This is a genomic window from Nostoc sp. UHCC 0870, assembly GCF_022063185.1.
Classification (GTDB): domain Bacteria; phylum Cyanobacteriota; class Cyanobacteriia; order Cyanobacteriales; family Nostocaceae; genus Trichormus.
Genome location: NZ_CP091913.1, coordinates 5999694 through 6022838, shown reverse-complemented (window position 1 = coordinate 6022838; position 23145 = coordinate 5999694). Strand labels below are relative to the sequence as shown.

The window sequence follows — 23145 nt, the reverse complement described above, 5'->3', positions numbered from 1 at the left end:
GAGATAAAAAAAATTAAACATCAACAGTCCGACCCTTTTGCGGAAACATCCCCCCAGGCTTCCACTGTAAAAATACAATAATCAGCACAAATACCATCACCTTCGCCATACTTGTAGTAGCAAAAAACGTCAAGAAATCTGCTAAAGGCTTCACAGGAGAGAACAACAAAGCCAAAGTCCCCGAACCAATTAAAAAGTTAGCAGTGCCAATTCCCAAAGCAGCTACAATAGTACCGGCTAAGTTACCCACCCCACCGACAACCACAACCATAAATGTGTCGATAATATAGTTTTGTCCAGTATTTGGCCCCACAGAACCGAGTAAACTAATCGCACACCCAGCCACCCCAGCTAAACCAGAACCCAAAGCAAAAGTAATCGCATCAACTTTTTGAGTGGGGATACCTAAACAAGCACTCATACTGCGGTTTTGAGTCACCGCCCTAATTCTTAATCCCCAGCTAGAACGCTGTAAGAATAGATAAATTCCTCCCACACAAATTACTGTCAAAGCAATAATAAATAACCTAGCAAATGGTAATTGCACACCACCTAAAGATATGCCAGTTTGTAACCAACTAGGCGCGGTTACGTCTACATTTTGTGCGCCGAACCAAGGTTGAGTGACTGCTAGCTGATAAGTTTGACTCAATAAGTTAGTTGTAGTGATTGTCACCCCTGAAGATAACAAGAAAATCACTACTACAACCCAGTTACGAATCCTCTCTAAATTTGTGCGGGAATTTAAAACCCATAAACCCCCAAAAAATAATAGAGAAAACAAAACCAAGCCAATTACTATTACCCAATTCACACTGCGAACAAACTGCTGAAAAATTAAACTAACTCCCCAAGTTGCTAGCAGAGTTTCTAGGGGTCGCCCATAGAGGTAACGAATCACACCTCTTTCCAGAATTAATCCAATAAATGCGGTGAAAATGAAAGCGATAATTAACGCTAAAAATATATAAATTTCAAACCAAAACCCGCCCAATTGTTTACAGACATTCTGCACAACAAAGGTTGTATAAGCCCCAAACATTATCAATTCACCATGCGCCATATTAATCACACCCATCAAGCCAAATATAATGGCTAATCCCAAGGCTGCAATTAATAATACAGAACCGATGCTAATACCATTAAATACAGCATCTAAAAAACCTGTTAACATTCTTTTTTACCAAAAGCTATCATACTAATTCGTAATTCATAATTAATTAAGAATTACGAATTACGTTAGCGTAGCGGGGCGCAGCCCATTACGAATTATCTTGAATTAGGCCTTTTTATATTTTTCGCCCTTCGCTGGGTCTGACCAATCACAAGCAAATCCCTTAGTTTCTTTCACAAATTGATTCCAAGGAACTGGTTCAACTGGTGCAGGTGTAGCATAGATAATATCAAACAAACCATCATCTCTAACTTCACCAATCCGCACAATTTTAGATATGTGGTGATTAGTATTGACTGTCACTTTACCTTCAGGTGCATCTATAGTTTGACCATAAGCCGCCGCCCGCACTTTAGCTAAATCAGGACTACCCGCTTTTTCTACTGATTGCTTCCACAAATAAACGGCAATATATGCAGCTTCCATTGGGTCATTTGTTACCCGTTCTGCACCATATTCTTTTTTAAAAGCTTCGACAAATTTCTTATTAGCAGGAGTGTCCACTGTTTGGAAATAATTCCAAGCAGCATAATGACCTTTGAGATACTCAACCCCAATTGCTTTAACTTCTTCTTCCGCAATACTGACAGACATAGAAGGATATTTGTCTGGTGTTAAGCCTGCACCCTTCAACTGTTTAAAGAAAGCTACATTACTATCACCATTCAAGGTGTTATAAATTACCCCGCCGTTAGGCAAAGCTTGCTTAATTTTGCTGATAATTGGTGTAACTTCTGTGTTACCTAATGGTAAATAATCTTCACCAACTGTTTTTCCACCTAAAGCTTCTAATTGAGATTTAATAATAGTATTAGCAGTACGAGGGAAAACGTAATCTGAGCCTACTAAAAAGAATTCTTTGCCTTTATTTTTTAACAACCAATCAACAGAAGGTTCAATTTGTTGATTTGGTGCTGCACCTGTGTAAAAAATGTTTTTAGAACATTCTTGACCTTCATACTGTACGGGATACCACAGCATATGGTCTTTGCTTTCAAAGACTGGCTTGACATTTTTACGGCTAGCTGAAGTCCAACAACCAAACACTACAGCTACTTTATCTTGATCAATTAGCTTAGTGGCTTTTTCCCTAAAAGTATCCCAGTTAGAAGCACCATCTTCAACAATGGCTTCAATTTGCTTACCTAAAACACCACCAGCCGCGTTAATTTCTTTGATGGCTAATTTCTCAGCATCGACAACGCTTTTTTCACTAATAGCCATTGTGCCACTGAGGGAGTGCAGAATCCCTATTTTGATGGTATTACCACTAGCCGCAGCGACAGGAGAAGTACCTCCAGTTGTAGCTGGAGTGTCCGTAGCGGTTGGGGTGTTATTGGCGCAAGCTTTCAGCAGAATGCTGCTACCAATAGTTGCAGAACTGTAAATTAAAAACCTACGTCGGTTAAATTGTCTACTCATTTGTTGATTAATTTCCCGATGATTGAATTAGCTACTACAAGCCAGCATCAAGCTTGACCTGTTTAATACGGAATAGTGATGGCAGCCAAGCACACAAGATTAACTTTTAAACTGTGATATTAGTTCGATTTTTAACCTGTGAAATGTTATATGGTATACAAAAACGGTATTTTGTACAACAGAAAATTAATGTTTTTAGATGAAGATTAACAGAAATTTATGTGATAAATGTTATACTTACAGCAAAAATTGGACAAATCAGCTTGTTGAGGAGTGGCGATCGCAATTACAATCTCTCTTAGCTAAGGCAGACAATTTTAATGCCACCCTAGAAACAATGAATCCCAAGGAAATATCCCTGCGACCTGCAAAGGAAACAGACGCATGGGTACTAAGTGCTATCCATATTGCTGCTATTAAAGCCCTGCCTACAACTTTTTATACTCGTAAAGAACTTTTAGCTTGGCGTAATTACCTCGATAAGCCAGATGGCTCTAATATCTTAAGGCATCTGAAATTAGAGACTATCAGAGTAGCCATTGAAGATGAGATGATCACAGGATTCGCCAGTTTTATTTTGAATGAATTAATTAGTTTATATGTCCATCCTCATTATCAAGGACAGGGAATTGGGCGGGCTTTAGTAGAACATTTTTGTGGCGAAGCATCTCAGCAGGGTTTTGATAGCGTCACCACAACTGCTAGCCTTTATGCTGAAGGTTTTTATTTGCGCTTGGGATTTATTGCTATTCAAAGAGTACCTCATCACTTAGGACGTGGGTTAGTAGTTCCTGTCACCGAGATGTGTAAGGAGTGGGAAGTGGGGAGTTGAGGTGTTACCCCGTGCTGAGTACAATTGAGGTTAATATTCTTCCGAGAAATTAAATTTTGATTTTCATTTAAAAAAGATTAATCCATCATCTCTGAGCCAATTTATCTCAATTAAAAACTATTTTTTCATGAAATTTAACAATGCCCGCAATTACTGAAAATCAAATAATGATTAAAACTGTCCGTTCTTCTACTCTGACCCGCACACGTTTGATAGAGGCTGCTTCACAAGTATTCGCTGGCTTGGGTGTTCAAGGCGCAACTACCCGTGAAATAGCTCGTGTAGCTGGTGTGAATGAAGTAACATTATTTCGTCACTTTGCGAGTAAAGAGCAACTGTTAAAAGCAGTAATTGAAAATGCTCTAGCACTGCAAACCGAAGCCCTTGCTAACCCGGAAGCATGGACACAGGATTTAAGCACTGATTTAAAAAATTATGCCCAGTTGTATAACACCATGCTAGAGGCGCAAGAAGATTTAATTCGTACCTTTATTGGGGAAGCCAAACGCCATCCAGAAGCAGCCAAGCAAGTGATAGAAGAAGCCGCCAAGCCTTTGGGTGAAAAACTGGTAGCTTACTTGCAATCATGTCAAAAACGTGGAACTGTCAGACCTGAGATTAATCTAGTCGCAGCCGTTGATATGTTTAGGGGAATGCTTTTAGCTGGAATGCTGTGTCGAGAAGTTAAACTCCAGCCCCATAGCTACAGCAGTGAAGAATATATTGAAACCTGTGTAGATGTTTTTGTGAAGGGGATACGGGTAGGGTGTTGACTTTGTTGGTTTTTAGTAAATATGTATAGCGGTTCTCGCTTTAGTTAGGTACAAGAACCCCACCCCCAACCCCCGCAAGCAAGGAGGGGGCTATGATATACCTACAGCACCTACAGCCAAGCCCCCACTGATTGTCTTTAATTTTGAATTTTGAATTGGAGCGAAGCGACTTGACACCTCAATTTAAATACACCAAAGCCCAGCAAGAGGATATTCAACAACTAAGACCTATCCTCGAACAATGTTTTATCATGTCGGCTGGTGACAGTGAAATTTATGCCAATCTTGTTGGTTTAGATAATTTTCGTGTTATCTATCGAGATCAAAAAGTTGCTGGTGGCTTGGTAATTTACTCGATGGGTCAATGGTGGAGTGGTCAGCGTGTACCTATGGCGGGAATTGCGGCTGTGGGTATTGCTCCAGAATACCGTGGCGATGGAGCTGCGATCGCTCTAATCCAAAATGCTCTCCAGGAAATCCACGCCCAGGATATACCAATTTCAGTCCTCTATCCAGCTACACAACGCCTATACCGCAAAGCAGGCTATGAACAAGCTGGGAGTTACTGCACTTGGGAAATTCCTACACAAAGTATTCAAATACGTGAACAATCTTTACCTGTGCAACCTGTAGACCCGAAAGATTATGATCTATTTCATAGCCTACATCAGCAACAGGGAAAACTCACTCACGGCTATTTAGACCGACATCCAGCACTCTGGCAAGGATTAATTCACACAGAAGCTCAAGAAACTCTATATACTTACTTAATTGGTGATAAAGACGAACCCCAAGGTTACATCATCTTCACTCAAGAACGTAGCAAAGATGGTTCTATTCTGCAAGTTAAAGATTGGGTGATTCTTTCCCCTGATGCAGCAGTCACTTTCTGGTCATTTCTGGCTAATCATCGTTCCCAAATTGACAAAGTGCGCTGGAAGAGTTCAATTACTGATTCTCTGACATTACTTTTACCAGAGCAAACAGCTAAAATTTGCCAGAGCGATCGCTGGATGCTAAGAATAGTTGATGTATGCAAAGCCTTAGCCACCCGTGGTTATCCGCCAGGAGTGGAAGCAGAATTACATTTAGATATACAAGATAACTTACTCAGTGCCAACCAAGGTAAATTTATTTTATCTGTTGCCAATGGTCGAGGTGAAGTCACCAAAGGCGGTAAAGGCGAGTTCAAGCTAGATATTCAAGGATTAGCACCCTTATATTCCAGCCTATTTACACCCTATCAGTTGCAGCTAGCCGGAAAACTAGATGCAACAGCCACAGCACTCACCACCGCTACGCAAATGTTTGCCGGTGTCTCTCCCTGGATGATGGATTTCTTTTAAGTACGAATTAAGTAGGCGCAATCCTTTCCTTTGCTACGCAACGCTAGCGCGAACGGAACGCTACGCGAACCCGTAGGGTATTACGAATTACGAATTACGAATTATTATGCACTATAGTTCTGGTCGCTGGCGTTTGGGGCTAGCGTTATCTTTATTGACTGTTTCTTTATGGGGTGTACTACCGATCGCACTCAAGGTTGTACTGCAAACTTTGGACGTTTACACCGTGATTTGGTTTCGCTTTTTGGTGTCCTTTGTTTTGCTGGCTACGTATTTGGGGATGCGCGGTCAATTACCGCAGTTAGGAAAATTGAGTGCTAATGGTTGGAAATTGTTAGCGATCGCTACCCTCATGTTAGCGGGTAATTACTTTTTCTTTATGCACGGTTTAGCGTTAACATCTGCCGCTAATACTGAAGTGATTATTCAATTAGCTACTGTATTGTTAGGTTTTGGTGGTTTAGTCATCTTTCAAGAACGCTACAATTTGCAGCAATGGATGGGTGTAAGTGTCTTAACTTTAGGGTATGTTTTATTTTTTCGCGCCCAATTCACTAATTTAATTACTTCCACTAGTACCTATATTTTCGGTAGTTCTTTGGTAGTGTTAGGTGCGGTAGTTTGGGCAATCTATGCTTTAGCCCAAAAGCAATTATTACAATCTCTATCTTCTGCCCAAATTATGTTAATGATTTATGGCGGATGTGTTGTATTATTTACTCCCTTGGCTAAGGTAGAAACCATTATTACACTCAGTAATTTTCATTTAGTAACCTTATTTTTTTGTGGTCTAAATACGCTCATTGCCTATGGTGCTTTTGCGGAATCCTTAGAACATTGGGAAGCATCAAGAGTAAGTGCTGTATTAGCTCTAGCACCGATTTTTACTTTAATTTCTGTAGAAGTTACTTCACTAATTGCACCTAATTTAATACCTCCAGAACGGCTGACAATTTTAGGTGTATTCGGTGCATTTTTAGTAGTAGCTGGTTCAATAGCGATCGCATTGAAGAAAAATAGGGGACAGGGGACAGGTGACAGGTGACAGGTGACAGGTGACAGGTGATAGGTGATAGGTGACAGGATAGAAATATCTGTTTTTTTTATTATCGTAAATTCAAGGGTTTAAGACCCCTACGTCTACACGTAGTATCAGTTGAGTTGGGGTTTAAATCCCTAACTCCAACTGTCTTTAATTTTGAATTTTGAATTTTGAATTTTGAATTGTTAATAGTGGGGGACTTCTGTTGGTGGGATGCTCTCAAGAAAACTTAACGTTTAAAGCTACATCAAAACTACTGAGGCAGTGATTTTTAACATTTGTTATGATTACTAACGTTAGTGTCAAGCATCAATTTAAGTCTCTCCAAGGGTGAATCTTTTTCTACCTGTGTATCTCCTGAGAAACTGCGTTTTCATCACCTAATCACCACAAAAAATCATTGAGATTCTGAATTATCAGAATAACTTTATACAACACAAGCCAATAAATCCAACTCAAATTTAAGGTTTTACGAACTACGAATTCTTCCAATCAACTGGGGTGTCAGCATTACTACCAACAATCAGCATTACACCACCAAAACAGTTGAGCAATGAATAGTCTATTTAGTAAATGGACTAGCAGCGTGAGCAAACATTCGCTCTTGCTAGTTCTATCAACACTACTCCCAACATCGGGAGTAAATCATCCTGTCATAGCAGCCGAAAGAGTCTATACTTCTTATTCAGGTTTAGAGTTATCTATTTCTGTCGCTACTTTAGAAGTATACGCCAAAACAGGTTTTGTTAATGAAGAATTAGCGATTTATCAGCAATATTTGCCCCAGAAACAGTTTCAAGAATTGCGGCAAATGTTATATACTCCCGTGAAAGTTAGTCCAGTAGTGTTGTCGCAATTTTTGTACACATCCCAGGGAGAATTTTTACTGCGGCGGTTGGGGGAGGTAATTCAAAGTAAAAGCATAGAAACAGAACCAGAATTAAATGCTTTACGTTCAGCGTTAGTATTAGCAGCTAGTGAACCGGAAGGGTTAACTTTATTAAATTTATTACGCAAATATCCTACTAACGGTATCTACATTAATTTAGCCCAAAGTTTAACCATAGCTAGCGAATTACAGAAAATCGTTAATAAAACTCACCAAGCGATCGCAGTAGTTACCAATAAATCTAATCTGGAAGCTTCTAGCATCCACAATACCAAAGGTTTATCTCAATTACCAGATTTAGCCAATCACGGCAAAATTGCAGCGCAAAAACATACACTCAGGTTTTTTGACTCTGCACGTCATCGCTTATTGTTAACAGATGTTTATCTCCCCCGCATTAAAAAGACTGCGCCTGTAATTGTCATTTCTCATGGTTTGGGTTCAGATAGCAGTAACTTTCAATATTTGGCTACACACCTAGCCTCTCACGGGTTTGCTGTAGTTGTTCCCAACCATCCCAGTAGCGATGCGAAACAAGCGCGGGGTGTGAGTCAACAAGCAAATGAAGTCATAACACCAGAGGAATTTCAAGACCGACCTTTAGATATAAAGTATGTTTTGAATCAACTGGAAATCAGTAACCAGTCTGATGGTCAGTTTAAAGGTAGGCTAAATTTGCAAGAAGTTGGTGTTTTTGGACAATCTTTGGGAGGCTACACAGCCTTAGTATTAGCTGGCGGTAAGATTAACTTTGAGCAGTTGCAACAAGACTGTAAACCAGAGAAACTCAACAAAACCTGGAATATGTCTTTATTGTTTCAGTGTCGCGCCTTGGGATTGAAAAATAAATCCCTGCTAGATAGCTTACAAGATAAACGAGTCAAAGCTGCGATCGCAGTTAACCCCATCACCAGTTCTATTTTCGGCAAGTCTGGGATTAATCAGATTAAAGTCCCTGTCATGCTGATTGGTAGTAGTGAAGATACTATTGCACCAGCTTTGTATGAGCAAATTTTACCCTTTTCTTGGTTAGCTAGTTCCCAAAAATATCTCGCCATGCTTGTTGGTGGAACTCATTTCACCACCATTGGGAATAGTCATCCCAGCAGTAAGCAAGTACCCTTATCTCCAGATTTAGTTGGGGATGCAGTACAAGCACACCGCTACATGAACATTTTGAGTTTACCTTTCTTCCAAACCTACGTAGCTAAGAATGCAGAATATGCACCCTATCTGAGTGCAGCTTATGCTAAAACCATTTCTAGCCATTCGCTGGGTTTGAGTATCGTTAAGTCTCTCACCTCTACAGAATTAGCACAAGGTTTAGGTACTGAACCTAATACTATTTCTCCACAATACTAATGTTCCATAATGTTCGTAGTAAGGGCTTCAGCCCTTATTTTTAAAATTGAAAAGGACTAAAGTCCTTACTACAAACAATTATGAATTACGAGCCAGGTTATCTAATATACTATTCATGATAATATTAATTTTTTCAAAATCCTCTGTTTGAGCGAGCATTTCTGTTGCTTGCTGGATATATTTACCTTCGACCAATTCATCACCGCAATTTGCAATGATTTGACTAACACTCTCTTTAGTTGACTCTAGGTGAAACTGTAAACCTAACACTCGCTGATTATAAATAAAAGCCTGATTTTGACACGCTTGGCTGTAGGCTAACCGAGTTGCACCCGGCGGTAAATCAAAGGTATCACCATGCCAATGAAACACTGTAAATTTCTGCGGTAATGCACCAAAAATAGTTGAGTTTTGCGCTTCATTTGTTAGTTCTATGGGAAACCAACCAATCTCTTTATTCTCTCCTGGATAAACTTTAGAGCCTAAAACATCTGCTATCAACTGCGAACCTAAACAAATCCCAATTACTGTTTTATTGGCTTGGATTGCTTGGGCAATAAATTGCTTTTCTTGTGTCAACCAAGGATATTGATTATCTTCATAAATATTCATTGGGCCACCCATCACCACTAGCCAATCAATATCCTCTACTGGCGGTAAGGATTCGTTTGCGTAAAATCTGGTGGCGGAAAGATAATGTTTGTGTTCTAATGCCCATTTTTCAATACTGGCAGGTGTTTCAAAGGGAACGTGCTGCAAGTAATGTATCTTCATCTCTAATTCCCCAATATTCTTTTGTAGTAAGGGCTTTAGCCCTTCTTTTATGATAGTTTGATCTGTTACATCAATATTTTGGTGTTGCTGAATAAGACTATTTTTGGTTCGCGCAAAGGCGCAAAGGCGCAAAGAAAGACGCAATAATCCCTAATAGGGAGTTAATGAAATTGCAATCATCCAGCAATAACGGTAATACCAATATTTATTCTCTGTTTCAATCCCTGATAGGGAGTTAATGAAATTGCAATTTAACTGCCATTCTTTCAGGTAATCTTTTTTGTGTTTCAATCCCTGATAGGGAGTTAATGAAATTGCAATAACCGCAAATACAGTTCAGTATCAAGAGATTCTAATTGTTTCAATCCCTGATAGGGAGTTAATGAAATTGCAATTTTACCGCATTGTGTCCGCGATCGGGCTACCCAGTTTCAATCCCTGATAGGGAGTTAATGAAATTGCAATACTTGAGGATGTTGAAGAGTTGATGAAGGTTCTACCTGTTTCAATCCCTGATAGGGAGTTAATGAAATTGCAATGTATTACCTCTATTAAACTACCGCAAGTATTTAGTTTCAATCCCTGATAGGGAGTTAATGAAATTGCAATAGCTTCGATAACTACCAAGACTTAGCACGCCACGTTGATGTTTCAATCCCTGATAGGGAGTTAATGAAATTGCAATAGCGTGGTTTTATGGTGGATGCCCAAGGCACTCGCCCGTTTCAATCCCTGATAGGGAGTTAATGAAATTGCAATGCTGACTTGTACGAAACCACCAAGCGGGAAAATCTCAGTTTCAATCCCTGATAGGGAGTTAATGAAATTGCAATCCCGCCGCCTAAATATGATTGTCTTGGGTGCGGCTGGGGGTTTCAATCCCTGATAGGGAGTTAATGAAATTGCAATGCAATGGTTCAATTGCATCGCTTAGGGATAGATCCGTTTCAATCCCTGATAGGGAGTTAATGAAATTGCAATGCGATTTTATCGTTACTTCGTCGTTACCTAATCAGGGGCTAGTGTTTCAATCCCTGATAGGGAGTTAATGAAATTGCAATGCAGCAATGATCAAGCTTAATAAGCAAATGGTCAGTTTCAATCCCTGATAGGGAGTTAATGAAATTGCAATTAGCCCATCAAACAATTGCATCTCCACCTGTCACGCAACCACGTTTCAATCCCTGATAGGGAGTTAATGAAATTGCAATACGCTTATATTGCTTCATCAAGAAAGTAGCAGCAGATGTTTCAATCCCTGATAGGGAGTTAATGAAATTGCAATGATGCTTCTGATACGATGTCGCGAATTAAGGTATCGTTTCAATCCCTGATAGGGAGTTAATGAAATTGCAATCTGGGGGTGGAATGTTTCGATTAGAAAATTCCCAGTTTCAATCCCTGATAGGGAGTTAATGAAATTGCAATTTTAAAAAATAATTGGTAGGCTTTCTCAATGCGTTGTTTCAATCCCTGATAGGGAGTTAATGAAATTGCAATATTGGACAACAAGTAGCGTCAGTTAAGAATTCTCGTTTCAATCCCTGATAGGGAGTTAATGAAATTGCAATTTCATGATTTGCGTGGCAGTATAGGGGAATCTATATTGTTTCAATCCCTGATAGGGAGTTAATGAAATTGCAATAAGATGCTTGTTCCCCCTGATAATTGAAGGAATTGTTTCAATCCCTGATAGGGAGTTAATGAAATTGCAATACCGGGCTTCAGCACCCATAGATGAATCCGTCGCGTTTCAATCCCTGATAGGGAGTTAATGAAATTGCAATTAATATTATTTATAATCCTGGTTGTACTTGTACTCCTGTTTCAATCCCTGATAGGGAGTTAATGAAATTGCAATTCCAGAGTTACCAGACTTACAGCATCGACTTAATGTTTCAATCCCTGATAGGGAGTTAATGAAATTGCAATCACTCTCCCCAACTCCCCACCTTACCTGTACTTTGTTTCAATCCCTGATAGGGAGTTAATGAAATTGCAATCGTAAATCCTGATATCTTGCTTCTTGATTCGCCTGGTTTCAATCCCTGATAGGGAGTTAATGAAATTGCAATAGCGAATTACATCTAGACCCTAAGCGTTTCCAATGTTTCAATCCCTGATAGGGAGTTAATGAAATTGCAATGATGCTGCTGTCCTGTCTGCTTCATCATCCCCAACGTTTCAATCCCTGATAGGGAGTTAATGAAATTGCAATTTCAATTCCAAATTGCCCCCCACTCTCACAATGCGTTTCAATCCCTGATAGGGAGTTAATGAAATTGCAATTAGCTTCAGTCGTCTAGCCGTTCAAATTGGGCTGTTTCAATCCCTGATAGGGAGTTAATGAAATTGCAATTACTTTAGGGTTGTAGCATCTCTACGAAGGCTTTTGTTTCAATCCCTGATAGGGAGTTAATGAAATTGCAATCTAGTTACGAATATGATTCTATTCAAGATGCCAGAGTTTCAATCCCTGATAGGGAGTTAATGAAATTGCAATCCATTTTTAAAATCAAAATAAATTTTCTCACCCTTGTTTCAATCCCTGATAGGGAGTTAATGAAATTGCAATAGCGGAAGCCTGAAAGCCAAGCTATATGAAGTTTTCAAGGTACTGAATCGCGGATAGTGGAATGATAACACAAGCGATCGCAAAACGGCAATACAAAAATGGCTAAAAGTCAGTCTATATAAGGTGCGCGGGTATTTTAACATGAGTTAATCGTTAAAAGTCTTATACAGAGAGAGTTGCAACCATTTTTGTAGAAACTGCCTTTTCAACACCTACCCATCCGCGCATTCGGCGAAGAAAATGGTGTCATCGCGGACTGGTTCGCCGCCGATACGTTCAACCTTACCAAAGCAGCAAGCACATAAGAAATAAAAACGGATGCTGTCGGTATCGCTTTTAATCAACTTATTGAGGCGCGATCGCAGTTTAGCATACTGTGTATCATTTAGCTGACATTCAAATATACTATACTGCACCCACTGCCCATAAGACTTGAGGATGTTGTGGATTTTAGTACGTCGCTTGTCTTCTGAAATATCGTAAGAAATAACAACATTCATGTCTACTGTCTACCTTTTAAGTGTCGAAGTGCAATCCCCAGTCCCCAATCCCTTACATTCACTTCAAAACCAAAGGAGGGTACTTTTCCGTTTCACCCATGAGATATTTAGACATTAATCGAGCTTGCAATTCAAAGGCTTCCTGATAAGTACATTTACGTCCCAATACTGGATGTTTAAATTCCGAAAGCTTCTTCTGTTGATATAACTTCAAAAATGTTTTTCGCGCTTCAGGAATCAGGGAAACCGCACCACTCAAAGGTTCTGTAACAAAATCCGTAGGTGTCAACAAACGTTTATTTAACGCAGATAACACCACCGCATCAACGACTATAGGACGAAATTCTTCCATTAAATCTAGTGCTAGAGATGGTCTCCCATAACGTTCACAATGCAAATAACCTAAATATGGGTCAAAACCAACAATATTAACTGCACCTTGGACATCATGACGCAGCAAAGCATAACCAAAGCTGAGTAAGGAGTTCACCGGGTCTTTAGGTGGCCGGCGGTTACGGTGAGTAAATTCAAATTCCATCACGCGAATAATCTCATTAAAGCAACCAAAATAAGCCGCACTACCTGCACCTTCCAAGCCTCGCAGGGAATCTATATTATGTGTTGCGTCAATTGGTGCGATCGCCTGCTCAATGCGAGTAATATTCTTGGATAAATCTAAATCTGTAGTTTCTCGCTGACGACGCAGTAATAAATGACGGTAATTTTTTAGTTTACCTCTGACAAAACCTTGTACCAAATGAATAGCCTGCGGTGATTCTCCAGCCGCTTGCCATTGCGCCTTGCGAACAAATATATTCTTAGTAACCTCTGGCTGTAAGTGTCCCAAATAACGACCTGTATCAGTCAGAAATGTTAATGTAATGTGACGTTGAAGTAATTCCGAAATTACAGCCGGTGAAACAGTCGCACGTCCTAAAACTACAACCCCATCAATTTTTAAAAGTGGGATATCTAAAATCGTCTTTTTATCAAACCTGACGTTAAGACGCTCATCAATTTTACCGATAAAAGCATCATCTTGAGTAATGTAAACTGTTCCCATAGTATGTTTCCTAATTCAGTTGCATTTAAGAAAGTCCATTCTCTTTCCTGTCCCCTGTCACCTGTCACCTAAGCTTCTTGATAACGCCTAACTTTATCAATTGCTTGAGGTAAACATGAAGCGTAAAGACTGCACCCATCACAACGTTTAGTTTTAATAGCAGTTGGCATCCTACCCGTAAATAACAACTGCTGCACAGATTCAATAACAGAAATCGCAGTTTGACGCAATTCTTGATTAATTTCTACTAACTGACGTTGGTGTGAATGAGCATAATAAATGTAGCCTGTGTTGATAGTTTTACCCGTCATTTCTTCTAAACACAAAGCCTGAGCGCAAACTTGCATTTCATCATTATCCCATTCACCTTTGCGTCCCCGCTTGTATTCGATGGGATAATATTCACCATTTTCGGCTTCAATTAAATCTGATTTACCTATTAGTTTATAATTGTCAGATTTCAACCAAATTGCTCGAACTTGCCAAGTATCCTCACGATTTATCTCTCCAACTGTATGGACTCGTTCATGTAAACTTGTGCCTTCAATTGTATATTGATTATCAATAAATTCTCCAGCACAAAACATCCGCCAGCAGCGATGAGGACAATAGGCGTATTGGTTCAAGGCTGCGATTGAAATGTAATCATGATCTTTCATGGATTTTTTATTTAGGATCGTGGTAGATATGATTTATGCACGCAGAGGCGCAGAGACGCAGAGAGAGTTAATTGATACTCTCATTAATGCCGAGTTAGTCCACAAGTAATGATGAAAATCTTCCCCTATCTCCTTCTGACCATTCCCATTCCCATTGTTGTTTTTCGCCCGATTCCTGCGTATAAGGCAAAGTCAGCTAAAGCGTTAATTTGTTTAATTGTATTAGGTTCAATCTCTCCTAAAATTCGATAGCCAATTTCACCAATGCACCCTATAAATTTGCTGTCGTAGTTGCGAACTATTTCGGTATTAATATTAAAACAACTGGGATAAATTGAGTCAAATGATATATTGCTGAGTTCAATTCCGCTATATTTTTGCCAACGGCTGAGAAGACTGTTAAAGATACATTCTCTAGTGGGTAAAAATGTATCGTATGTCCCTTGGCGGAAGGCTACGGGGGTGGCGAAGAGGAAGTTTAAGGCGCGATCGCTCTCGCTGGCTTGTTCATATAATTGAGCATAGCTGCAAGCGTTCGCCCAGGGTTGTATTGATTGGGGTGTACCTTGGATGCTGGTAATATACAAGTTGGCTGAACCTAAATGCCAAGGGTGTTCAGGGTTGAGATTTAGCCACAGTGGAGTTAGCTTACTAAATAGGGTGTCATCAAGCAGGGAAACGCGCCACCAGCAGGGAGTACCAGCCGGGATGGGTTTTTGATGACTTAATTGCAAACTGTAGTGATCTGGTTTTGTTCGTTGTTGTATTTGTAGGGGTGAGAGGGTAAAGGCTTTATCCGCCTTGGAGTTATGCAGATATTCTCCCAAGGCTGGATCAACAGAACTAACTAGGGTGAGGAATAAAGCATGGTAGTGTCTACCTGTGAGGAATTGGGGGTAGATGGGAGACTGGGGAAGTAGGTTGAGAATCAGGCTATGAGGCATATATTAATTCAAAATTCGGCGTTGCATAAATGCGGGATGAATTGAGACTTTTGTACAAAACAGGATATTGATTCTTTGTGTCTTTGCGCCTTTGCGTGAGACAAAAATCATCCCACTAATCAGCAACGCCCAAAATTCAAAATTCAAAAGCCTATTTACGTTTTTTTGTTGTAGACTGAGCAACCCGCGACTCTACTGTAAAGGGTGGGATTTCCTGGAGTTCTACATCACTTAAACTATACTGTTCGCAAACCAAACTCAGACGATATCCGGGGGTTTTGACAGGGTTGACAGCATGGGTTAAGTCACCTTGAAAGTATAGTAAAGTATTCATTTGAGGCTTAACTTGTCCAAGTTGGCGTTTGTGCGCTTTGAGTATCAATTCTCCCCCTTCCATGTTGAGAGGTACACGCACATATAGAACACTCACAAGGGTAGGCGGTTCTATGGTTTTGCAGTAGGAACGCAGAGAGCGATCTATATGCGGATCAACGCGAGAGCCTTCCTTGAGTAGTAAGGGGTTGAGGTAGAAAGCGTTACAGTTAGGCTGGAGAGCTAAATCTAGGTAAGGCTTGAAGTAAGGAAACTGTTGTTCTACTGTAGAGAGGTGCGATCGCACAAACACCACAGAAAATCCCTTAGTCCCCACAAAATCGCGGTTGAGGTTGTTGATTGCAAAGTAAGGACAAGCATGGATTTCTCCCCACAAGTGGCTGAGATAATCGCTGGGGAAGGCGTTGGGTTGTTGTTGATAGTGTTTCACAAGCGATCGCACAGTAATTATTAACTACGAAAATGATAAGCCATTCGAGCCGGAATTTTGATGTCTTTCATCTCAGTAAATTGGTAATATTGCCCTCGCATTTGCACATTCTGAATTAAACTAACTGGAGGCATATTCACCACATCGTAGCTAATCACTTGATTAGAAAACATCACATCTAAAGGATTTAAGGGATGTTTGCAGGTGAATAAACCTTCAGCATTTTGAGGTTTAGGTAATTGCTCAACTGTCAACTCAGCTTTACTCATCCACTTACCCAAGCGAAGCCATTTTGGTAATTTGAGTTCTTTTTGAGAAATTACAAAAAACTCAAATTGACTTTCTGGTGCTATTTCTTTGGCTCTCCCAAAACTAGGGATGTTTTTCTGCGTTTTCTCCATCTCCACATGATAGTTATTGTTAGCATACTTCCATGTGTTGAGAATTGCAGAATGACTAATAGCTAATGCAGGAGTAACATAAATACCCTGTTGATTAAGCGGCGTTAAATGCTCTTCATATTTTGGTACTTGTTCAGGACAGAAATAGCGATAGGAATGTTCTTCAGCCACGGTAGTACAATAGATTTGGCTATCAACTAAACCCAGTGCATAACAGAGAGCATAATTGTGAATGATTGGCTCTGTTTCATACAATCGCCCAATTTCACGCGTGGCATAATAAAGGCTGTCATGCAATTCTAATTGACAACGGTAAATCAATACCATCACTCTTTCCCCGCTTTCGCAGCAGTTTTCTTTTTACTAATGTGTTTATTAGCATAAGCTTTAGCTTCAGCATCAGCTTTTTGTAAAATACTTTTAATTCCTGTTTCGCTAGTAGTGAGGTTCTTCACTTCTTTTAATAGAGGTTCAAAAGCATCACCAATAAAATCAGTATGTACAATAAATTCTTCAGACATCAAAGTTTCAATGGCATTTTTAGCAGCAGTAATTACTTCATCTTCATCCAGAGGATCAGGAGAATTTAAAGAATTATTAGCTTTCATCTGGTCATATATTGCTTGAGTCCAGCGTAAATTACTAGTAATTTCTCCATCAGCAAATACAACCCCAATTAACTCATTTCTCACTCTACCTGTACGGGTTGTTTGCGCTCCATAATGACGTGTCCGCAAGATGTTATTAAACACGTAAAGGAAGCTAGCTTCTGTGGGGTCTTTTAGGGTGACGATACTAGGAAAGAAAACTTGGGGTCTGATGTGGTCTTGTTGATTAATTCGACTAGTAACTTCACCAGGTTTAGAACCATTTTCACCCTTAGAAGCCATTGTCCCATTTTCAAAGGGAGCATTCAAAGTAAAGGTTTCGTGAGATTCATCGAACGCAGTAATTGAAAATGCTGTGTCTACTACAACTTTTGATTTTTCTGAACCAGAATCACCAATCGCAAAACCGTAAATAATACAGTCAGGATTATCCATTGCAAAGTTGACGTTATATTCGCATTCTTCAGGTTTGACTAATTCATATTTGCGAAGTAATTCCCTCCCTACTAAACGTTCTGGGGTAGATTGTTTACGCTTGAACATTGACAAACGGCTAATTGTTGTCTTATCTTTAACCCCGGCTCTGACTCGTGCTTTATTTAATTCTCCGTCTGTCTGAAATAAAGGGTAAGATTCAGTGATGCGAATTGTGAGAAAGTGGGCATATTTACCCATTGGTTTGTAAGGAATTTCTGCTTGGAATAGTTGTGAATCAAGAGTTTTGAGCAATGCCATAATTAATCTCCAAATAATTTAGTAATTGTTGAGGTAAGATCACTTGTTAAGCATCATCAGATTCGGTAGGCTTATTGTCTTTACCTGCGTTTTCTTTGTCATCTTCTAGACGGTAAAGAAACTCACAAGTGTCTCGAATTAAATTGAGTTGACGACCTGCTAAACGTGCGCGATCGCCTGCAAATGCTTTCTCAAATACTTCGATGACAAAATACTTAGCAAAATCCAACACAGCTTGTCTTTCTTCTTCCCGTTTACTCATTACCCAGCGTCCTTCAGCAGTGGAAGCATGAACGCGATCCATGAGTTTGAAAACTTCTGCTGCTACTCCTACAACTAAGGTTTCTCCTTGAAATACACTCGACTCAGCTTTAAGGATAGTTTCCGCCGCAATATCAATAGGTTTTAACACAGCGTTAGATTTAGGATTATAACGCTTATTTGCCCGATAAAAGCGGCGATAAAGCTCTGTTAAATTCTTAGGATGATTCAGACTTGATTCTTCTTTCACAATCAACGTTTTCGTATTCATGTCATACTGCACATAAGGATCAAAACAAGGATAAAAATGATAGGCATAAAGCCTAATTTTCTCGATGCGTGCTGTTTCTACTCCTTGGTTACGCACCCAACGATTGAGGTAATAAAAGACGTACAAAGGACTGGTTTCAAAATCCTTTGCCAGTTCAGTAAATCTACCCCAGTTGGCATCATAACCAGATTTACCTTGTCTAGCATTCACATCAAGGTGAATTGCATAGGCGGCGGTAAGCACATTTAGAGGTGCGGGGTATTGGATGCCGTTTTCATCCCAACCTTCCAGGATGTAATCTAGACGAAAGCGATCGCGTCTGACTAATGCACGGAAAGCATGAGGCGCACTATCCAGAAAAACGCTTTCTTCAAATTCAGCACCATCATTAAAAGGCGGAATTGGTGACTCAGACACCACAGTTTTAACATCTAAAATCATTGGGAAAGCAAACGCTAACCAACTAGGCATTATCCAAGATTCGGTATCGCTGCTATCTCGTCCTGGCGGTAATGCCATGAAGTAAAATGTTAAAGGTTGGTCTTCGGGATAAGACAGTTTAAATGTACGGTCTTTATCACGTTCTAAGTTTTCATCAATTAAGAAAGCATCTACACTTTGATAATTTTCTCGTTCTAAGTTTGCTTGTAAATCTTTACTAATAAAGTGGTTACGGATGCTCGTATCAAAACGAGTTTGAGCAATACCGTTGTAGGCTTTCTGTAAAAACTTATTGGTTTCTGGTGTGAAATAATAAGTCGGGTAAAAATAGAGATAGCGATATTTCCCATCTTCAAATCGTTTACCCACGGCTTGAGTTTGATTCATTAAAATTTGCCTCAGCATCATCTCCACACCTGCAATACTAGAGATATTGCGTTTAGCGTTAGAACCTCCTAACATTTGCTTGTTTGTATAAACTTGAGGCGTAAATAAAACTGCCGATTCCATCTGTTCTGTTACTGTATAAGCAGAATGGGAGATTGAGCAAATTAATTGTTTTCCCCGTCCTGGTTTTTTGGCAGCATTATAATTATTCAACTCAGCTAAAAATGTATCGACTTGAGTTTTATCTGATGTTTCTCGATTCGTATTGGGTAACATCACAACGCGTGATACCCAAAGTCTTAAATCATCCCAACCATCGGGTAATTCGTACTGTGCAATGATGGGTGAAATTAAGCCTGTGAGATATTGAATCACTTGCTGACAAGTTTCACGAACACTCTCAATCCCAGGATGATTTTCTAAATATTTAGCTGCGAGATAGTACCATTCATAAGGTACGCCTCCAGTATTGCCTTTTAATTTATTTTCTTTGAGACTTTCGTTGATATGCTGAATTTCTCTAATTTGGGGTAAGTATCCTGTCAAGTTCCAAAATTCTGCAACTTTGTGCGTTAACTCTAAAGTTGGTACTTCTGACAGATTTTTATTTTTCTTGCGAATATCCGCAATCCGATTTACGGTTTCATCCCAAATTTTGCGACTAACTAAATCACCAAACTCTGCTATTTGGTCAATGCGGATATCATCATCAAATTTAAAGTCATAGTCAGCAGGTAAAACACCTTGTTTTTGAAATTTAATTAAATTATCACTGCGACTTTTAGCAACTGAAACTTTGTTTGGGTTTAAGATGCGTAAAGTTGCATCTAAAGCTACCTGCATCAAGCCAGGAGAATCAAAAAATAAGTTGTAATATTCGGCATATTTCATGCCTTTCCCATCTCTACCAAAACCCGTTTGTCTCAGGCGCAGTTGTCCTGCACAAAGTGATTTAATATTATCAACTACCCGGTTTGGTAAATCTTGCGGTGAAATAGGAGGTGCATGACGTTCAGCCAAATAAATTACACCCGTAGGCAGATATAGCAAAGGTTCATAGTAGGTATGCTCATCTGTATTCAGACTGGTATGAGCCTGAATTAAAGCATTGTTAACTACATTAGTTAAAACCCCTCTATTTTCAGCAATACTGTGATAGGTAAATTTTAATTGTCCATCACTGAGGCTGTGGAGAATTCCATTTAATCCCTGGTGTTCTGCATCTTGAGGATGCTTAATAACTGAGGAAAGTAAATCAGCTAAACAAGTTAAATCAGCAAGACATATCAGGATATAATCATCAATTATTGGCTGTAAACCATACTCAGAAACATTGAGATTTGTATCATTTCGACGCTGGGCATTGTAGGCAATAAATAACAAATCATCTCGATATTCTTGCCATGCTGTTGCTTCATCAGGACTAACAAATTTATCAAGACCCAATTCACAGACTATAATATCTATAATTTTGCGATGGGCATCTACAGATAACTTGCGAATGTCTTGCTCTTTATCTTGGCTGATTGCTTTATAATTATCTGGCATTTCAGGAAATAACCGATAATCAAACTTTTCAAAATCATGTAAAATAAACCCAGCAATTAATAAACGTCTTTCTTGTTCTCGAATTACCCTTTTTGCAGTGGTATCAAGTTTATTTAGACAACGTTCTATTAAATTAGCTGGTAGTAAACCATTGAGTAAATGAGTATTTAAAGATTGATCACCTGCATTTCTTCGATTAAGTTTTTTCGGCTCTTTTATTTTGTGACTTTTTCCTAAATTATTTTTGTGGAAATCATCTATCTCCCTTTCTCTCTTTTCATCGAAATAATCAAAAAATTTGCCACCTTTGGCTGTAACTCCAACTGCTACCCGTAAAAGATTGGGTAAAACGTAATCACTAAATTCCTGCATAATTAAATCATCATCGTTTTCTGATTTAATTGCATCTTGCAGTAATTTTAGGGTTAAGAGTTCTGCTGATTGTGTTTCAACTTTTAGATTAGATGTTTCTTGAAAGTCAGAATCATCTCCAGACATCCAATCATCATCTAATAGTTCGGAAGTTGAATCATTTTCTGTTTCTGCTTCTAAGAGTGATAGTTGTTGATATTCATCTGATTTCTTGGTTTTTTTAGCCATGTTCTTGATTCAAGGAAATTAAATAAGTGTTGATTTGTCTAAGGTAAAGTGGATATTGCTGTAAAGCAAAATTAACTTCTCTGAAAACTTGACTTGGATCTATCTCATCATATTCATAAACTAGATGTTTTATTAGTCTTTCTGATGGTGCTAACTGCTTTGCTAATTCTGGTGTGATTACTTTATATTTAGTAAGCTCTGTGAAAGATTCAAAGTTATTATTATGATTTCCAGGATTTAGTTTTGATAAGATATGGTGATTGACATCTACTGCGGCTTGATTTATTAGATGCAAGAGTCTTTCTGCAAGAAGTTGTTGATAATAATCATCCAAGAAATCATCAAGGCTAATAGAACTAAAATTTTCTAAAGTCTGGTAATATTTTCTGATTAATTTTATTTTGGCTAAAGTGAGTTTATCTATATTCATTTTTAAATTCCAAATATTTATTCAAATCCTTCTAGGAGTTTAGCAACTTGTTCTGGATCTGGAAGTTGATTTTTTAATTCTTGTGGTACTTTAGAAACTATTTGGTAAGTTGCAACACCAATTGGTTTATTAGATTCCTTTAGTGCATATTCAACAATAGTTCTCTGTTTGGATTTACAAAGAATAATGCCAATAGAAGGATTTTCTTCTGGTAGCTTTACCGTGTTGTCTAGAACAGCTAAATAAAACTGCATTTTGCCAACATATTCAGGTAAAAATTTACCAATTTTTAATTCTATTGCAACCAAACATTTTAAACGGCGATGATATAATAGGATATCTATAAAATATTCTTCATCATCAACTTCTAAACGATATTGGCTACCAATAAAGGCAAATATTCCACCCATTTCTTGTAAAAATGGTTGAACTTTTCCTAAAATTGACTCTTCTAGCTGTCGTTCGCTGTGTTCATCTGCTAGTTCCAAAAAATCAAAAGTATATTCATCTTTAACTGCTAGCTTTAATTGGTTACTTATCTCTGCTGAAATACTTTGATCAAAATTAGTTTGATTAAGCAGAGTTTTTTCATAAGTTTGATTTTCAATTTGGTGAATTAAAACGTTTTTTGTCCAACCAAACTTCCGAGTCATTCTAATGTAAAATTCTCGTTCTAAGTCATCTTTGCACTTTTCTAAAATGACCAAATTGTGAGTCCATCCAATTTCTGCAACCAATGGTTGCAGTTTTTCATTTTGGCGATATGTGACGTAAAAATTCCGCATATTCCAAATATTTCGAGCAGAAAAACCGCTAATACCAGGAAATTCTGCTTGTAAATCTTTTGCTAGCTGTTCTACTACTGATTTACCCCAACTAGCATCCTGTTGTTTGATAACAATCATCTGCCCAATATCCCAATACAGGTTAATCATTTCCCGATTAACTGCCTTTAATGCTTCGTACTGGGCTGAACGAATCCGTTGTTGTACTTCCATAAGTAGATTTCTGTAATCGTCAGAAATAGAATTACTCATAATGACAATATTTCAATCTCTATAGTAAAAATCGTTTTTTTCTTCTAGTTCCTGATTTCTCCCAATTAGATAGTCGAATTGAGCAAATTTTCTGCATAACAATTGGATTGATTCCTCCGTTTCCTCAATTCTATGGTCATGGTCTGAGAGTCGATTATCTTGAATGATATTGTGCTGCTGCTGCACTTTAATGCGATCAATCAGATCATTGATGGCATAACGGAGTTGGTCTAAGGGGTCAGAGTTTTGGCTTTGCATCTAAGTGTTTCCTGGTTTAAAGGATCACTTTAGAGCCTAGCATACTATTT

The 23145-nt window shown here is 38.8% G+C and carries 19 protein-coding genes and 1 CRISPR repeat array; of the genes, 5 read left to right on the top strand and 14 right to left on the bottom strand.

Annotated features, from left to right (window positions below):
* Positions 1–13 precede the first annotated feature (13 nt).
* A complete protein-coding gene (locus L6494_RS25535; RefSeq protein WP_237990551.1) occupies positions 14–1174 on the bottom strand; it encodes an ABC transporter permease in 1161 nt (386 codons plus the stop codon).
* A gap of 105 nt (positions 1175–1279) precedes the next feature.
* Complete coding sequence (gene urtA / locus L6494_RS25530; protein WP_237990550.1) at positions 1280–2596, bottom strand: urea ABC transporter substrate-binding protein; 1317 nt, start codon at positions 2594–2596, stop codon at positions 1280–1282.
* A 199-nt stretch (positions 2597–2795) separates the two neighbouring features.
* On the opposite strand from urtA, the gene L6494_RS25525 reads away from it, so the two are divergent.
* The 5 genes from L6494_RS25525 to L6494_RS25505 all read left to right on the top strand — a co-directional run bounded on the left by L6494_RS25525 (position 2796) and on the right by L6494_RS25505 (position 8840).
* On the top strand, positions 2796–3428 hold the full coding sequence (locus L6494_RS25525) for a GNAT family N-acetyltransferase (protein WP_237990548.1): 633 nt from the start codon (positions 2796–2798) through the stop codon (positions 3426–3428).
* A 167-nt stretch (positions 3429–3595) separates the two neighbouring features.
* On the top strand, positions 3596–4201 hold the full coding sequence (locus L6494_RS25520; RefSeq protein ID WP_237990546.1) for a TetR/AcrR family transcriptional regulator: 606 nt from the start codon (positions 3596–3598) through the stop codon (positions 4199–4201).
* Positions 4202–4371: 170 nt separating this feature from the next.
* Entirely contained in the window at positions 4372–5547 is a 1176-nt protein-coding gene (locus tag L6494_RS25515) for a GNAT family N-acetyltransferase (RefSeq protein ID WP_237990544.1), read from the top strand.
* A 106-nt stretch (positions 5548–5653) separates the two neighbouring features.
* On the top strand, positions 5654–6592 hold the full coding sequence (locus L6494_RS25510) for a DMT family transporter (RefSeq protein WP_237990542.1): 939 nt from the start codon (positions 5654–5656) through the stop codon (positions 6590–6592).
* Between the two features lie 550 nt (positions 6593–7142).
* Positions 7143–8840 (top strand): alpha/beta hydrolase, encoded by a 1698-nt coding sequence (locus L6494_RS25505; protein ID WP_237990541.1) that lies wholly within the window; start codon positions 7143–7145, stop codon positions 8838–8840.
* A gap of 78 nt (positions 8841–8918) precedes the next feature.
* On the opposite strand, the gene L6494_RS25500 is transcribed toward L6494_RS25505, so the two are convergent.
* The 12 genes from L6494_RS25500 to L6494_RS25445 all read right to left on the bottom strand — a co-directional run bounded on the left by L6494_RS25500 (position 8919) and on the right by L6494_RS25445 (position 23095).
* A complete protein-coding gene (locus L6494_RS25500) occupies positions 8919–9614 on the bottom strand; it encodes a type 1 glutamine amidotransferase (protein ID WP_237990539.1) in 696 nt (231 codons plus the stop codon).
* 140 nt (positions 9615–9754) lie between these two features.
* Positions 9755–12189: a CRISPR direct-repeat array (repeat unit 37 nt; unit sequence GTTTCAATCCCTGATAGGGAGTTAATGAAATTGCAAT).
* Between the two features lie 212 nt (positions 12190–12401).
* The gene (gene cas2, locus L6494_RS25495; RefSeq protein ID WP_190701461.1) at positions 12402–12689 is read right to left on the bottom strand and encodes a CRISPR-associated endonuclease Cas2; all 288 of its coding nucleotides are present in this window, start codon (positions 12687–12689) and stop codon (positions 12402–12404) included.
* A gap of 58 nt (positions 12690–12747) precedes the next feature.
* Positions 12748–13752: a type I-D CRISPR-associated endonuclease Cas1d gene (cas1d, locus tag L6494_RS25490; RefSeq protein WP_237990537.1), complete on the bottom strand. Its 1005-nt coding sequence runs from the start codon at positions 13750–13752 to the stop codon at positions 12748–12750.
* A gap of 68 nt (positions 13753–13820) precedes the next feature.
* The gene (gene cas4, locus L6494_RS25485; protein ID WP_237990535.1) at positions 13821–14411 is read right to left on the bottom strand and encodes a CRISPR-associated protein Cas4; all 591 of its coding nucleotides are present in this window, start codon (positions 14409–14411) and stop codon (positions 13821–13823) included.
* A 125-nt stretch (positions 14412–14536) separates the two neighbouring features.
* A complete protein-coding gene (cas6, locus tag L6494_RS25480) occupies positions 14537–15355 on the bottom strand; it encodes a CRISPR-associated endoribonuclease Cas6 (protein WP_237990533.1) in 819 nt (272 codons plus the stop codon).
* A gap of 151 nt (positions 15356–15506) precedes the next feature.
* On the bottom strand, positions 15507–16118 hold the full coding sequence (locus tag L6494_RS25475; protein ID WP_237990531.1) for a 2OG-Fe(II) oxygenase: 612 nt from the start codon (positions 16116–16118) through the stop codon (positions 15507–15509).
* A gap of 20 nt (positions 16119–16138) precedes the next feature.
* Positions 16139–16846, bottom strand: a complete 708-nt coding sequence (cas5d, locus tag L6494_RS25470; RefSeq protein WP_237990529.1) for a type I-D CRISPR-associated protein Cas5/Csc1 — start codon at positions 16844–16846, stop codon at positions 16139–16141.
* Positions 16846–17862, bottom strand: coding sequence for a type I-D CRISPR-associated protein Cas7/Csc2 (gene cas7d / locus L6494_RS25465; RefSeq protein WP_237990528.1), 1017 nt, complete (start codon positions 17860–17862; stop codon positions 16846–16848). Before cas7d ends, cas5d begins: the two co-directional genes overlap by 1 nt.
* Positions 17863–17908: 46 nt before the next feature.
* The gene (cas10d, locus tag L6494_RS25460; RefSeq protein ID WP_237990526.1) at positions 17909–21370 is read right to left on the bottom strand and encodes a type I-D CRISPR-associated protein Cas10d/Csc3; all 3462 of its coding nucleotides are present in this window, start codon (positions 21368–21370) and stop codon (positions 17909–17911) included.
* Positions 21363–21800: a type VII toxin-antitoxin system HepT family RNase toxin gene (hepT, locus tag L6494_RS25455; protein WP_237990524.1), complete on the bottom strand. Its 438-nt coding sequence runs from the start codon at positions 21798–21800 to the stop codon at positions 21363–21365. Before hepT ends, cas10d begins: the two co-directional genes overlap by 8 nt.
* A 17-nt stretch (positions 21801–21817) precedes the next feature.
* Positions 21818–22837, bottom strand: a complete 1020-nt coding sequence (locus L6494_RS25450; protein WP_237990523.1) for a PDDEXK nuclease domain-containing protein — start codon at positions 22835–22837, stop codon at positions 21818–21820.
* 12 nt (positions 22838–22849) lie between these two features.
* A complete protein-coding gene (locus L6494_RS25445; protein ID WP_237990521.1) occupies positions 22850–23095 on the bottom strand; it encodes a hypothetical protein in 246 nt (81 codons plus the stop codon).
* Positions 23096–23145 lie beyond the last annotated feature (50 nt).